The sequence below is a fragment of the Streptomyces sp. NPDC096046 genome, assembly GCF_040303285.1.
Taxonomy (GTDB): Bacteria; Actinomycetota; Actinomycetes; order Streptomycetales; family Streptomycetaceae; genus Streptomyces.
Genome location: NZ_JBEOSZ010000027.1, coordinates 45,109 through 58,519 on the forward strand (window position 1 = coordinate 45,109; position 13,411 = coordinate 58,519).

At 69.9% G+C, this 13,411-nt stretch carries 15 protein-coding genes; 3 read left to right on the forward strand and 12 right to left on the reverse strand.

Features of this window, described 5'->3' with window-relative positions; all coding sequences use genetic code 11:
* Positions 1-19 precede the first annotated feature (19 nt).
* From ABTX62_RS23200 to ABTX62_RS23250, 11 genes are all read right to left on the reverse strand, one after another.
* On the reverse strand, positions 20-2,248 hold the full coding sequence (locus ABTX62_RS23200; protein ID WP_352117971.1) for an ATP/GTP-binding protein: 2,229 nt from the start codon (positions 2,246-2,248) through the stop codon (positions 20-22).
* 127 nt (positions 2,249-2,375) lie between these two features.
* Complete coding sequence (locus ABTX62_RS23205; RefSeq protein WP_352117972.1) at positions 2,376-2,684, reverse strand: hypothetical protein; 309 nt, start codon at positions 2,682-2,684, stop codon at positions 2,376-2,378.
* A complete protein-coding gene (locus ABTX62_RS23210; protein WP_352117973.1) occupies positions 2,681-3,160 on the reverse strand; it encodes a hypothetical protein in 480 nt (159 codons plus the stop codon). Before ABTX62_RS23210 ends, ABTX62_RS23205 begins: the two co-directional genes overlap by 4 nt.
* Before the next feature lie 115 nt (positions 3,161-3,275).
* Positions 3,276-5,477: a hypothetical protein gene (locus tag ABTX62_RS23215; protein ID WP_352117974.1), complete on the reverse strand. Its 2,202-nt coding sequence runs from the start codon at positions 5,475-5,477 to the stop codon at positions 3,276-3,278.
* Between the two features lie 59 nt (positions 5,478-5,536).
* Entirely contained in the window at positions 5,537-5,902 is a 366-nt protein-coding gene (locus tag ABTX62_RS23220; protein ID WP_352117975.1) for a hypothetical protein, read from the reverse strand.
* Between the two features lie 105 nt (positions 5,903-6,007).
* Complete coding sequence (locus ABTX62_RS23225) at positions 6,008-6,199, reverse strand: DUF5999 family protein (protein WP_352118023.1); 192 nt, start codon at positions 6,197-6,199, stop codon at positions 6,008-6,010.
* A 207-nt stretch (positions 6,200-6,406) separates the two neighbouring features.
* Positions 6,407-6,583 (reverse strand): hypothetical protein, encoded by a 177-nt coding sequence (locus ABTX62_RS23230; RefSeq protein WP_352117976.1) that lies wholly within the window; start codon positions 6,581-6,583, stop codon positions 6,407-6,409.
* The gene (locus ABTX62_RS23235) at positions 6,576-6,842 is read right to left on the reverse strand and encodes a WhiB family transcriptional regulator (RefSeq protein ID WP_352117977.1); all 267 of its coding nucleotides are present in this window, start codon (positions 6,840-6,842) and stop codon (positions 6,576-6,578) included. The genes ABTX62_RS23230 and ABTX62_RS23235 overlap by 8 nt, the downstream gene beginning before the upstream one ends.
* Positions 6,843-6,989: 147 nt before the next feature.
* Positions 6,990-7,487 carry an ATP-binding protein gene (locus ABTX62_RS23240; RefSeq protein ID WP_352117978.1) on the reverse strand — a complete coding sequence of 166 codons (498 nt, stop codon included), beginning with the start codon at positions 7,485-7,487 and terminating at the stop codon, positions 6,990-6,992.
* A gap of 171 nt (positions 7,488-7,658) precedes the next feature.
* Positions 7,659-8,537, reverse strand: a complete 879-nt coding sequence (locus ABTX62_RS23245; protein WP_352117979.1) for a hypothetical protein — start codon at positions 8,535-8,537, stop codon at positions 7,659-7,661.
* Between the two features lie 182 nt (positions 8,538-8,719).
* Positions 8,720-9,097, reverse strand: coding sequence for a hypothetical protein (locus tag ABTX62_RS23250; RefSeq protein ID WP_352117980.1), 378 nt, complete (start codon positions 9,095-9,097; stop codon positions 8,720-8,722).
* A 241-nt stretch (positions 9,098-9,338) separates the two neighbouring features.
* Here ABTX62_RS23250 and ABTX62_RS23255 point away from each other — a divergent pair, with 241 nt between their 5' ends.
* Positions 9,339-10,097, forward strand: a complete 759-nt coding sequence (locus ABTX62_RS23255) for a GntR family transcriptional regulator (RefSeq protein WP_352117981.1) — start codon at positions 9,339-9,341, stop codon at positions 10,095-10,097.
* A 104-nt stretch (positions 10,098-10,201) separates the two neighbouring features.
* Here ABTX62_RS23255 and ABTX62_RS23260 read toward each other — a convergent pair whose 3' ends face one another.
* On the reverse strand, positions 10,202-10,516 hold the full coding sequence (locus ABTX62_RS23260) for a hypothetical protein (protein ID WP_352117982.1): 315 nt from the start codon (positions 10,514-10,516) through the stop codon (positions 10,202-10,204).
* Positions 10,517-10,718: 202 nt separating this feature from the next.
* Between ABTX62_RS23260 and ABTX62_RS23265 the strand changes: the two genes are divergently transcribed.
* Positions 10,719-12,365: a helix-turn-helix domain-containing protein gene (locus ABTX62_RS23265; protein WP_352117983.1), complete on the forward strand. Its 1,647-nt coding sequence runs from the start codon at positions 10,719-10,721 to the stop codon at positions 12,363-12,365.
* A gap of 42 nt (positions 12,366-12,407) precedes the next feature.
* Entirely contained in the window at positions 12,408-13,391 is a 984-nt protein-coding gene (locus ABTX62_RS23270; RefSeq protein WP_352117984.1) for an asparaginase, read from the forward strand.
* Positions 13,392-13,411 lie beyond the last annotated feature (20 nt).

Consider the following 13,411-nt stretch of genomic DNA (forward strand, 5'->3'; position numbering starts at 1 on the left):
GCGGGTTTCCTCCCTGGTCTTAGTCGTGGTGGGCGGCGGCCGACGTGTACTTCAGGCCCGCGTCTTCCTTCGCAGCCATGTCCTGGCCGTACACGCGGGCGACCATGGCGGCCGCGAGCTTGGCGGCCTCCAGGGCCAGCCCGCACTCGGACGCGCACCGTTCGGCCAGCTGCTTCAACCGGGCCGCGGAGTCGGCCAGGTCCGAGATCAGCTCGGTGACCTCGGTGCTGACGTTGTGGTCGCCGATCAGGTCGGCGGCCATGTCCCGCAGGGCGTCGGCGACCTTGTCGAGGGCCTCCGCGAGGGCTTCGGCCCGCTCCTGGTCGGACGCGGCCTGGATGGCGATGTTCGCCATCTCCATCAGGTACTCGCCGAACGTGATGTCCGTGCGGTGCTGGGCTCCGAGGCCGCCCGCGCCGGACGGCCTGCTGACCTCCGAACTGCTCACGCTGCTCCCTTCCGTGCTGGTCGGCCGGCTGGTGCCGGGCCGTGCGGTGTGCCGCTCCGGCGCGGGCGGCAGGCCCCTCACGCCGGTCGTCATGGCTGCGGGCCCGTCAGGGACGATGTCCGCGTCGACGATGTCGTCCTCGCCCTTGCTGTCCGTGCGCGGCGAGCGGGCCGGACGGCCAAGCCACTCCCACGTCGGCGTGGAGTCCTCCTCGCCGAACGGGCTGTCCGCCGGGCGGCCACGCCGCCCGGCCCGACCCGTACGACCACGCCCAGCCCGACCGGTGCGACCCGTGCGGCGGGTACGTCCACGCCGTCCGGCCCGTCCCGTGCCGCCGGTGCGCCGACGCCGGAACCGGCGCCGCTTCTTCGCACCGTCAGACGCCCCGTCACCGGCCGTTGAGTCCTTGCCCGGCTCATCGCCCGCCTTGCCGTCCTTCGCGGCGCTGGAGGCCCCGTCAGGGCCGTCCTTGGCGGACTTCCCGTCCTTGCCGTCGGTGCTCTTGCCGTCGTCGGTGCCCTTGCCCTTGCCCTTGGAGTCCTTGTCCTTGGTCAGGCTCACCTTCTCGGTGCCGGCCTTGGCGCCCTTGGCATCCTTCGCGTCCGCGGCGGCCTTCGCGTCGGCGCGGCGCTTGTCGAAGCGGCGCTGGGCTTCCTCACCGACGGCCTTGCCCAATGTGGTGCGGCCCGAGTCGGCCGACGCCGCGGCTTCCCGCTTCGCCTTCCGTGCCTCCGCCCGCTCCGCCTTCTTGGCCCGGCGGGCCTCCCACGCCTGCTGCCGCTGGGCGCGGGCCTGGTCGCGGTCCTTGCTCCGGTCCGCGACGCCGGCGGCGTGCCCAGCTGTGCGCCGCTCCTGCCGCCCGGCCTGCCGGGCCCCGGCGCGCTCCTGGCGGCCGCGGGCCCGCTCGGCACGGGCGCCGGACGCCTGACTTGCGCCGTCGCCCTTCGAGTTGCCGCCCCGGCCGGAGCTGCCAGAGCCCGTCTGAGAGCCTTTCGACCCCCCGGACGAACCGCTGCGCCCGGGACCGGATGCACGGCCGCCAGAGCCCGTCTGAGAGCCCTTCGTGCCGCCCTTGCCGCCTCCGCTGCCCCCGGACGATCCGGACCCCGAACGCCCGCCGGGGCCTCCGGAGTTGGAGCCACGTGACCCGGGCCCCTTGGAGCCGGGACCCGAGTTGTTGCGAGACGGTCCGCCGCCACTGCCGCCACCGCCGCGCGAGGACCCGCCCCCGCCGCCGGCCTTCGAGCGGCCCTTGTCCGCGCCCAGGCCGGAGCCGGACGACTTCGTGCGGTCGGCGTCGGCCTTTCCGCGCGCCGCCGCCTTGTCGCCCTTCGCTTTCATCATCGCCGCGTGGAGCTTTCCGTTCTGCTCCATCATCGCGACTTCTTGCGCGGTGCGGCCCTCCAGCAGCGCCGCCTTCCGTGCTATTTCCGCCTCACGGAAAGGCACTTCGCTTTCATGGTTGGCCCGCGCCATTTCCAGGCGGAATTCCAACCAGTCACCGAGACGGTCAGCGAGAGAACGAGGCTGTTCGTATTCACCTTCCTCGTATTCGCCGTCATCTTCGCTGATTTCCGGTGCCGTAATTCCTTCAGAGCGCAGGGCCGCTGACGGGTCCGGGGCAGCCGGAATCGTCGGCAGTTCCATCGTCGTCTCTTCCGGCGACTCCGGCGGCGCTGGGGGAATGTCTTCCGGCGGCGGAATGGTGTCGCCGTAATCCGGGATCGGCGGTGGCACATACGTGGAATCACCGCTCCAGGGGCCTTGGACCAAGGTCCCGGTGCCGTCCTCATCGGACACGGTGCGCCTCCCTCCTGGGACTTGACAGAGCGTGGGGTCTTGTGTGCACGCGTGTGCACGTGCACGTGTGCACGCTTTACGCGCGCGAGGCCCCGCCGGAGCCCGGCGGGGCCTTCGCTGGTGACGTTCAGTTACGCGGGTCGTGCTTCGCCACGACCTGTTCCGCGTACTGCAGCAGGTCGTTCCAGATCCGTCCGTTGCCCTCCACGCGCTGGTCCAGCGCCGTGATGAACAGGCGGCAGATCATCGCGAATCCGGAGTAGACGTCGCCGCGACCGGCTTTAACGTCCTTGGCCATTCGGGATCGCGCCAGGCGGAGCCAGAATTCCATCTGACCTGCCTCGCCGCGAGATTCGCGGGCTTTCTTCGCCTCTTCCGTCAGCCAGTTCTGCCGCCGCTGCGCGGAGCGTTCGGCACTATTGAGGGGGCGGTTCACGCCGACTCCCGACCGAGGTCGTAAATCGACGTGGGACCACCACTGTACCCGGGATTCTGGTTCTGTCCACCCTGCTGCGGCGGATTGGGCGCGGCCTGGAGCGACGGCGGGTTCTTCTTCCGCTGCCTTTCGATTTCCTTTTCCTTCCTGCCCTTGGCCGTATTCACAACGGCCTCGTCGTGGGCGCGGCGCTTATAGGCGCTCTTTTCCAGGCCCTCGGTAAGGTTGTTCAGGTTCTTGAGCACGTTTCCGAGGGCCTTTTCGACGGGCATCGCGCGCAGCCTGGCGTGGTACCAGCGGTCGCCCTCCACGTGCGTGTCGCGCAGGTGCACGCGGGTCTCGTGCGCGAGGGTCTCCAGGTTCTTGCCGATGTCCAGCAGGACCCGCTGAACGTCGGCCAGGTACCGGGCGGTTGCCTCCGGGCTCTGCGCGACGTCGCGCAGAGGTGCGTAATTCGGGTCGTTGTTGCTGTTCACGGCGGGGATTCCCTCCTGGTGTACTTGTGGGGCTGTCGACTGCTTCCGGCAGTCGCAGCGAGGGCCAGCCCACTTCCGATGGGCTGGCCCTCACTGCTGTGTGCCGGACGGTGGATCACTTCAGGTGCTTGTCCGCGTCCTCGGGACGCAGCAGGCCGGCCTCCTTCAGCAGCCGGACCGCGCGGGACTGGTTGACGCTGAGCTTGGTGCGGGCCTGGTAGAGGGTGACGAAGCCGTCCTCGTCACGCGGCAGGTTCTGTACGAGCGGCAGGAGTTCAGCGTCCGTCCGTACAGGCGTACCGGGACGGTCCGCACCCGCCGTACCGCTGGTTCCGGTTGCAGGAGAGGACGCGGCACCCGTACCTGTACGGGCCTCCGGAACACCGTCACCGCCGGACTGTGTACGGACGCTGATGGCACCCGTGCGCGCCTGTACGGCCGCACTGGCCGTACCGGTACGCCCCGCAGCCGCTGTACCTGTACGCCGCGCCCCCTCGGGGGTGGTGTGTACACCGTCTGTACGGTCGCTGTACGGCCTGGTCACCGCCGCTTCGAACCCGTCATCGTGCGGCGGGTGCGAGGCGGGGCGTACAGGGTCCGTACCGTCCCGTCCGGTGCCCGTTCCGTCCGGCCGGACCGCGCTGTGAGCGGTGTACAGGTCGGGGCTGGCGGCCCCTGTACGGCTGGACGACGCGCCATCCGTTCCGTCTGTACGCCGGTGCGTACCTGTACGGGCGGGCGTTCCGTTTCCGCTGTCCGTACCGGTACGGCCGCCCGCAGCAGCCGTACTGCCGTGTCCGTCCGTACCGTCGTCGTGCATGAGCGTGTGGACGCGCCAGATGACCGCCACGAAGATCAGCACGACGAACGTGGTCAGCTGCCACGGTGCCGACTGGCCTTCCTTGACGATGTGCGCCTGCTCGGACAGGTGGTACGTCACGTTCGCCGACGCCATCAGCAGCAGCGCGTAGGGGATGTCCTTCTTGGCCCGGAACGCGGTGACGCAGTAGACGTCGATGCTGACCGGCAGCAGCGGGGCGACGTAGGGGTGGATGCCGACCATGCGGGCCAGCTCGTACTCGCCGGAGGCGGCGAGACCGACGCCGGCGGCGAGCGCGATCCACGGGGCGGTCTTCCACGCCTTGCGGCTGAGGTTCTGCTGCCAGCCCCGGAAGCGGGAGTTGGCCCGCTTCGCCTCCCGGGCCTCATCGAGCAGCCGGCGTGCGCGGGCCTCATCGGCCTGCGCCCGATCGGTGATGCCCTTCGCCTTGCGCTCCGCCTCCGTGGTGATGCGGCTCGCCTCCTTCTGGGCGGCCTCCCGCAGCTGCGCCGCGACGGTCTTGGCTTCCTCCCGCAGCCGCTCGCGCTGCTTGTCGCACGCCTGCTTGAGCCCGGCGAGCTCGTCGGCGAGGGCCTTGCGCTTGGTCGCGGCCTCCGTGTCGAACTGGTCGGTGAGCGCGCGCAGCTTCTCACGCAGCTCGGTGCGGGCCTGCTCCGCCTCGGTGTGCGCGGCGGCGACGTGCTGGTCGGCCTCGCGGCGCCGGTCGTCGGCGGCCTTGACCGCGTCCGCGTACAGCGCCTCCGCCTCCGCCCGGCGGCCGTCGTACTGCTCAGCCGCCTTCGCCGCGAGCTGGGCAAACCGCTCGCGGGCCTGGTCGACCTCCCGCTGCGCAGCGGCCACCAGTTCGTCGGCCTGCTCCTGGGCGCGGGCGAGGATCTGCCCGGCCTCGAGGCGGCGCTGGTCGACCAGGGCGCTGATCTCGGTGAGATCGGCTTCGGCCAGGCGCCGCAGCTCGGCAACCGCCTTGCCGGTCGCCTCGCGGTCAGTGGCGGCCAGCTCGGTCAGGTCGGCGACCTGCGCGCGGGCCTCCGCCACCAGGGTCTCGGCACGGTCGCGGGCCTCCGCCAGAAGCCGGTCGGCCTCGCCGCGCGCGGCCTCCAGGTCGCTCTTCGCCGCCGCGCGCTGGGCGGTGGCCTCCTGGTCGGCGTCGGCGGTGATGCCCGCGGCGCGGGACTGCGCCTCGGTCATCAGCACGGTGACCTGCTCGTGCGTGTCGGCGACGGTGCGCGCGGCCGCCGTCTCCGCTTCCGCCTGGAGGACTGCGGCCTGCTCGCGCGCGGTGTCGATGATGTCGGCGGCCCGGTCCCGGGCGTCCGCGACACGGGCCAGCGCCTCCCAGTCCATCTCCGTCTCAGTAGTTCCGGCCTGGGCCGGGGGAGCGTCGGGGGTGGGGGAGGCGGTGGGCTGCTGAGTCGGACGGGATGCCGCCGGCTTCTTGCGGGCGGTGGGCCTCTTACGGGTTCGAGTGGCGGCCACGCCGCCTCCTTCCAGATCGGGTGCCGCCCCACGGGGGCGGCGGTTCACGGGTGGTTCGGTCAGTCGCGCTGGGCGGGCAGCTCCGGCCGCTGGTTAGCGGTCGCGTGCTGCTGGGTGAGCCAGGCGATGGCGGCCGCGGTCATGTCGTCGGCCGCGCCGTCGGTGTTCAGCGGCGCGGTGTCGATGTCGCGCATCGCGTCGACGGCCGGCAGCAGCCGCATGTAGTCGGGGTTCGCGTAGTAGATCGGGCGGCCGTTGGGCAGCGGGGTCAGGTCGTAGGTGTTGTCCAGGCAGACCCGGTCGACGCGGCAGACGAAGGTGTGGTTGGTCTGCCCGGTCCAGAACAGCTCCGGGGCGCGGTACAGGACGAACTGGCCCCGCTTGAACTTGATCGCGGGGGTGGTGCTCTGGGCGCTGTCGCGCACGGCAACTCCTTGGCGGGTCACGCGGTCCGGACTGTCCGGCTCCCAGTCACCGCCCGACCCGGCCGCCGTGAAGTCGGCGGCCGGTGCGGGCGGATCAGGCAGCCGTCAGGCCACGACCGCGAGGGGCCGGTGCGGGGCGATGACCTGGCCGTCGGGGAGCAGCTCGCCGGTGTCCTCGAACAGCAGGACGCCGTTGCACAGCAGGCTCCAGCCCTGCTCCGGGTGAGCGGCCACGACGTGCGCGGCCTCCCGGTCCGGACTGTCGGCCGACGGGCACTTCGGGGTGTGCGTGCACAGCGAGTCCGGCAGCCGGGTGGCGCCGGTGGTGGTCGTCGCGGTGTCGAGCTGGGTGCTGCTGCGCATGGGGCTCTCCTGGCGGGGGAAGCGAGCCCGAGACTTTCCCGGGCTGGAGACGCGCGAAAGGCCGGCGCCCGTACGGCGGGCGGCCGGCCTGGTGGAACAACGTGGTGCGGACGGAAGTTGGGTTTCCGTCCCGTGCTGCGGTCAGTCCCGCTTCTGCTTCTGCTGGGCGAGGTAGGCGTCCTGGAACCGGGCGAGCGACTCGTACAGACGCTGGCCGGTGTCGCACCGCGCGTCCGGTGAGCACCTGGTGCAGGTCTCGCCGTGCGCACGGTTGGCGGCTGTGGCCTTCATGTAGCGGTCGTACAGGGACTCAGCCACGGGCCTGTGCCGCGGCCCGGGCCCGGTTACGGGCGGCGCGGCGCTTCATCGAGCGGCGTTGGTCCTCGCTCAGCCCGCCCCAGACGCCGTGCTCCTGGCCGGACTCCAGCGCCCACTGCAGGCACTGCTCGATGACGGGGCAGCGGCGGCAGACCGATTTGGCTTCCTCGATCTGCAGCAGAGCCGGGCCGGTGTTGCCGACGGGGAAGAAGAGATCGGGGTCCTTTTCGCGGCAGACAGCGTTGTGACGCCAGTCCATGTGTGTCCTCCGTAGCGGGCGGTTCAGGCGGGTGGGGTGTGCGGGCAAGCCGAAGGGGCGGGGTGCGGTGATCAGCGGCCCTCCAGCGCAACGTGCGCGCCATCACCGGGCTGACCTTCTTCACACCCGCCCCTTCGGCGGGAGGTGCTACTGCGTGCCGCCGATGTGGCAGTGGATCTGCTTGCCGAGCGGTGTGGGGACGACGCGCCATCCGGAGGTGAGGACGTCCAGCAGGTCCAGGCCGCGCCCGGACTCCGCGTCATCGCTGTCCATCGCCACCGAGCGGCGGATCGGCAGCAGCTCGCCGACGGGGTCGTGCACGCTCACCGCCACACCGCGGCCGGTGGCGTACACCTCCACGATCAGCGGTACGTGATCGCCGCTGGCCCGCACGGCGTTGCCGAGCAGCTCCGAGACGACCCACTGCGCGGTGTCCGCGGCCTCCTGCTCGGCTCCGTACGCCACCGGCACCGTCGCGGTCAGCCGGCGCACCTCGCTGAAGGTGTCCGGGGAGGCCGTGATGTGGGCGGTGAATCCGCCCTCGCGGTGGCGCACGTACAGGCCGGGGACGACGGCGGGGAGCTCGGGGCGGGCCGCAGGCCGGCCGGAGTCGGCCTGGCGGGCCCGGCGCAGCATGTCGTCCATGCACGGGCTGCTGTCACCGCGCGCACCAGGAGGCGCGGGAGATGTCATCATGGGACTCAAGGTTTTTCCTCCACTGGATTGACCTGCTGACGGCCCTGGGGCGCTATCCCGGGGTCGTCGTCGTTTCGGCTGTCGTACGAGCAGCCGCGGCCGCGGTCGTTCGTGCGGGCCTCAACCCCGTTCGGCGTCGCGGCCGTCCGAGGCGGCGGGCGCGGTCCGGGTGATGAAGCCGTTGCGGGTGAGGTGGACTGTCGGGACCTGGCGGGTGGTGCGGTACAGGTCGGGACGGGTGCTGCGCATCTGGTCCTGGGCGAGCCCGGACATCCGGGCGGTGAGTCGGCGGCCCCCCTCGCAGGGCGTGCCCGCCTTGCACGGCGAGCAGGTGGTGCGGTGCTGCTGCAGAGCCGTGCGCAGCTGCCCGTACAGAGCGGGGACGTTGGTCTGCGCGATGCGGCTGATCAGCTTGCGCAGTTCGATCACCGTGGCGCAGTGCCCGAGGCGGCACTGCGAGCAGTCGTCCTGGAGGTGCTCGGCAAGCTGCTCCCGCGGGCCCCGAGCAGCAGAGTTCATCTGGACGGTCGCAGGCGGGGCCTGAGGGCGCGGCTTGCGGACCGGGTTGGTGGTGCGCCGGCTGGACGCCGTGCTCTCAGCGGCGAGCAGCCGCTCGGTCCACTGCTCGGAGGTGATGTCGATCTCGATGCGCTGCGCGCTGCCGGGGCAGCGGCGGCCGTTGGACGGCTTGGCCTTGACGGAGGCGTCACGGTAGCGGCGGCCCTCGGGCTTCGGCTGCTCCACACCGTCGCGGTGGGGGTGAATCATCGACCGGGTCAGGCGGTGCCATGTCTTACATTCGGGGCATACGACCATGCGGGTCTCGCCCTCGCGGAGGTTGAGGTGCTCGGGGCGAAGGCTGCTGGCCTTGATGGGGGCGCGGCCATTGTGGCGCATCGAGTTGACTCCCTGGGTGGCGATTGCGTTCTCCTTCAGCCAGGAGCCGGGCGGGGCCCGTTTCCTGACCGGCGGGCAGCGCAATAGCTGCGGGTGGCTCATCTGGCTGTGGCTCCAAGGGACCGCGTCGAACTCGTCACCAAGGCCGGCGTGTAAGCACGGACAGCCAGACATATGAAGTTGATCGGGATTGGGACTGTGGGTCCGGCTCCCTCATCCGGCGCCGCCCGTGGGCGGTTCCAGGTGGGGGAGCCGGGTCCGAAGACCCGGCGGGAGTGGAGAAGTCAGGCCGCGACCGGCAGGGCCGTTGCGGCGGCCAGCGACGTGCTGCGCAGCTGCGCGGCGAAGAGGATGAGCACGTCGACCAGGCGCTCGCGCACCAGCTCGGTGGCGACCGGGTCGGCGGCGATGTCGCGGGCGGCGAGCATGCGGTTCTCGCGGGCCTCGATCGCCTCAATGGCTGCCTTGATGTCCAGGCTGTCCAACTGCTCATGGGGGAGATGACCAGCCGCGTACATCTCCAGCGGCGTACCGAACGCCATGTCCAGGTCAACGTCGCCGAACTCGGGGAGCTCCACCTCAAGTTCAGCCAGGAGCGCCAGTGTTTCGCCGTCGAAGGACTCGCTGGCGAGGCTGGCGGCGGGACGGCGGGTGATGTTCATGGGGTGGTCCTCTCGCAAGGGGTCTGTCCTGGTTGGTTCAGAGCGGTGAGTCGAGTAGGGCAGCACGGGGTGATCGGCAGATCGCTCGTCGTGACCTCGCTTGCCTCCAGTAGAGCAAATCTCTTTATAGAGGTCAACGGTTCATTAGAGAGACGCGCTAAATTGTCAGGGACGGCCTTGGCCTGCCTCGGCCGTCCGCCCGTACGATCAGCTCTATAGAGAGCCGACCACTGGGAGACAGATGAGCCGCGAGGGCCAGACCAGCCAGCCCAAGTACCTGCGGATTGCCGCAGAACTGAGGGGTGCGCTCGAACGCGGCGACTACCAGCCCGGCGACCGTCTCCCAGGCGAGAACACCCTGGCTGCCGACTTCGGCGTAGCACCCCTCACGATGCGCCAGGCGCTCGGAGTGCTGCGCAGGGAAGGCCTTGTCGGGTCTCGCAAGGGATCCGGTTGGTTCGTTGAGTCGTTCCGCCCGATCAGGCGGCGGGGCATTCCCCGGCTGGCCCGCGGGCAGTGGGGCAGCGGGAAGACGATCTGGTCCGCAGACGACCGCCGCGCTCCGGACGTCGACCAAATCACGGTTCAGGAAGACACGACCCCGCCGAACCACATCAGCGACGTGTTCGAGCTGGCGCCCGGCGAGACGGTCTGCGTCCGCAGTCGTCGGTACGTAATGGAAGGACGCCCGGTCATGGTGGCGGAGTCCTACCTGCCGCAGTCGCTGGTGGCGGGCTCGCCCATCACTCAGGCCGACACCGGTCCCGGCGGTATCTACGCCCGTCTGGCTGACCTTGGTCGAGCCCCGGCTCACTTCCGGGAGGAGATCCGCGTGCGTATGCCTTCCGCCGAAGAGGCAGCCCGGCTGGCCATTCCCGCCGACAGGACGGTCATCAAGCTGGCGCGTACAGCGTTCGACTCCGAAGGGCGAGCGGTGGAGATCAACGAAATGACCATGGACTCCGCCGCGTACGTGCTCGACTACGAGTTCGACGCCTGATGTACCCGCTTCGTGACCCGTGCACTGTGGGTTGCTACTCCCGCACAGGGAGCCAACCCACAGTGCCCGGCGCGCGCGAAGCCGATCGCAAGAGGCCACGGAACTCACCGGTCCCGCCGGTGAGACGGCATCAGCAGGGCCTTGAGGATCACACCGGTCACGCTGGTGCTGGCCACGGTGGTGACGATGTCGCGGATCACCACCAGCAGAACCGTTACGACCAATCCGCCGGTCAGAATGACCGTGACGCGTATGACCACCGTGCCGCGGAGGTGTCCGCGCGGCCGGGTTCCTGCCATGGCTCCCGAGCAGGTGCAGTCATGTGTCGACCTCGCGCCGGTGGGCGTGAGATCGATGTTGCGGCCATGCGCGTCGGCTACACGGTGCCCCGTGTCGTGGGCATGCCGAAGCTCGTTCATCTCGCCCTCCTAGAGCCGAAGTTGGGGATCCCGGCTGGAGAAGCCGGTACTCCAGGTGTAGGCGTGATCTTGGGTGACTTCTACGGTTGCCCTGTATCCGTCCTGCGGATACAGGGACTTGGATACATCGAGGGGGCTCAACGTGGGGCAGAGGCCGAAGGTGCTGACGCCGGACCAGTCTCCCCAGCACCGCCTTGGCTACATGATCCGACAGCTGCGTGAGGCGCGTGGACTGTCCATGCGGGAATTCGCCGCGAGGACGTTCGTTTCGCACTCCAAGGTGCAGCGTTGGGAAAACGGGGCCCGCCCACCTCAGGACCGGGGTGAGGCGGAGCTCATCGACCGAACGCTTGGTGCTGGCGGGTTCCTGATCGAGCTGTGGCAGGAGATCAACCGAGGTGTATCCGAGCCCATCCATGTATCCGGTTCGGAGGCCCATGTATCCGATACACCGATGAGCCTGGCCACGGCCCTTTCGCACACGGCACCGTCGGACAGTGAGGGGATCTTCGTCCCTGCACGTCTCGACGATGGAACGGTGGTGCTTGTGGCACTCGATCGACGCGCGCTCTTGCGCGCCGGGGTGGGGGTCGGTGTAGCTGCGGTTGCCGGCACGGGGATGCCAGCAGCTTCAGCAATCAGCACCTCCGAAGATTCATTCGGGTTTGCGAGAACCGCCGCCGAAAGCTGGCCAGGCCTTCAGCTGTCCCGTCCGACACCTGACTTCGGAGTCGACTTGCACGCCCTCATCCCGGGTGGCCGTTCCATGCTCGGGTCCCAGCTCTCGCTCCAGGTGCACCCCGCGCGCCTCGAGGGAGGCCGAGTGATCGTGTCCGTCCCCGACCAGCGGCGGGCTGAGGAATTCCTGGCACGGCCGCATCGCAGCCTGCTGGTCGGGGCAGTCAACGCCGAGGGAGTCTCACGGTTCTACGCTCTGGACGGCCGATCGGCCCGCAGCAAGCTCGCGAAGAACGGCGGCGTGTACGAAGTCGCCGCGCCCGCGGCCTACGAACTGGATGACCTCACCTACGGCATTCTGTGGGCCGTCAGCAACTACGACGATGCTCTACAGGCCGATGACCAGCCTCTTGCCGAAACCCGCAGCGATCTCAAGGCCTACGAGCGGCTATCCTCCTCTGCGGTCAGCCGGGAAGCCGCACCCGGATTGAATCCGGTCGCCCACATGTGGCTGGGCTCGGACTTCTGCGCTCGCCACATCCTCCGGGCGCTGCCCGATCTGCCAGCGCTGCCCGCGTTCTGGACAAGGGAACAGCGCGGTGAGGAGGCCAGCGCCTGGCTGATCTTCGACCACAAGTACCCGTACTTGCGGGAAACCACGAAGGCGCTCGGCAGCACGAGCACCCGGGCGTTCTGCATCCCGGAGGAGGTGGTCCGCTCATCTCCGAGGTACGAGCGGGTCCTGCTGTTCCTGGCCGTGGCGTTGATGGAGTCGCTCGGGATCCACGCACAGTTCACGTCCGATCCCGCGTACGAGAGCGTTGAGGGTTTCGTGGTCTCGCCCGACAAGGAAGCGGTGATCGCGAACTGGGTGAGGGGCGACGGCATGTGGCACGTCGACGTGACCGCCCGGTCCTCGGTCGTCCGCGAGTTCACGATCGCGGCGCGCGACGTCGACGCGGACTCACTCACCGCGGCGCCGACGGCTGCCGGACGGCTGCGTGCTCTGGCGCAGTACCTCGATCTGCCGTGGTCCTGGTTGATCCAGCGGTGCGGCCAGCTCGCCCGGTACGGATCGTCTGGGCTGATCCAGTCCCGCAGCCGGCTGGTCTCCGCAGCTGGCATCGACGCCGCTTGCGCGTACGTGGCCTCTCTTCCGGCCGATCACTGATCCCGCACCATCACCTGCCTGTTCACGAAGGGGAAAGAGGCCATGGCCGACAACGTCCGGCGCGTCGCAGTGATCTCGCTCGGCGGCACGATCGCGATGACCGCGCAGACCGACGGCGGCGCGACGCCGACGCTGTCGGCCGACGACCTAATCGCCGCGGTACCGGGGCTCGCTGACACCGGCATCCATGTGGAGGTACGTGACTTCCGCCGTCTGCCCGGCGCGTCGCTGTCCTTCTCCGACCTGTTCGAGCTCGCCGCGACGATCGAGACACTCGCGGTCGACGGCGTGGTCGTCACCCAGGGGACGGACACGATCGAGGAGACTGCGTACCTGCTGGACCTCGTCACCACGGGCGACATGCCGATCGTGGTCACCGGCGCGATGCGCAACGCGAGCATGGCGGGAGCGGACGGTCCCGCGAACGTGCTGGCCGCGATCCGCACCGCGGCCAGCGCCGAAGCACGGGGCACCGGCTGTGTGGTGGTATTCGGGGAAGAGATCCACGCTGCCCGCTGGGTCCGCAAGACCCACGCCACGAGCCCCACCGCCTTCACCTCGTACCCAGGTCCGGTCGGCTACGTCGCGGAAGACCACGTACGCATTCTGGCCCGCCCCGACGCGGCCCCGACGATTGCTCCCCCGAGCGCCACCGCTCCCGCCGCCCGCACCACCGTCTTCACGGTCGGGATCGGAGACGACGGGACGCTCCTCCAGGTCCTCGGGGACTACGTCGACGGCCTGGTCGTCGCTGCGTTCGGGGCCGGCCACGTCCCGATGGCCTGCGTGGACGCCCTCACCGACCTCGCCAAGCGCATGCCGGTCATCCTGGCCACCCGCACCGGATCCGGCCCCGTACTGCGGCAGACCTACGGCTTCCCCGGCTCCGAGTCGGACCTGCTCGCCCGCGGGCTGATCTCCGGTAGCACGCTGGACCCGGTCAAGGCGCGCATTTTGCTTCAGCTACTGCTGATGACCGGCGCCGACAGGGACCAGATCATGCAGGCCTTCAGCACCCTCTCGTAACCGCCCCAACAGCCCCGGGA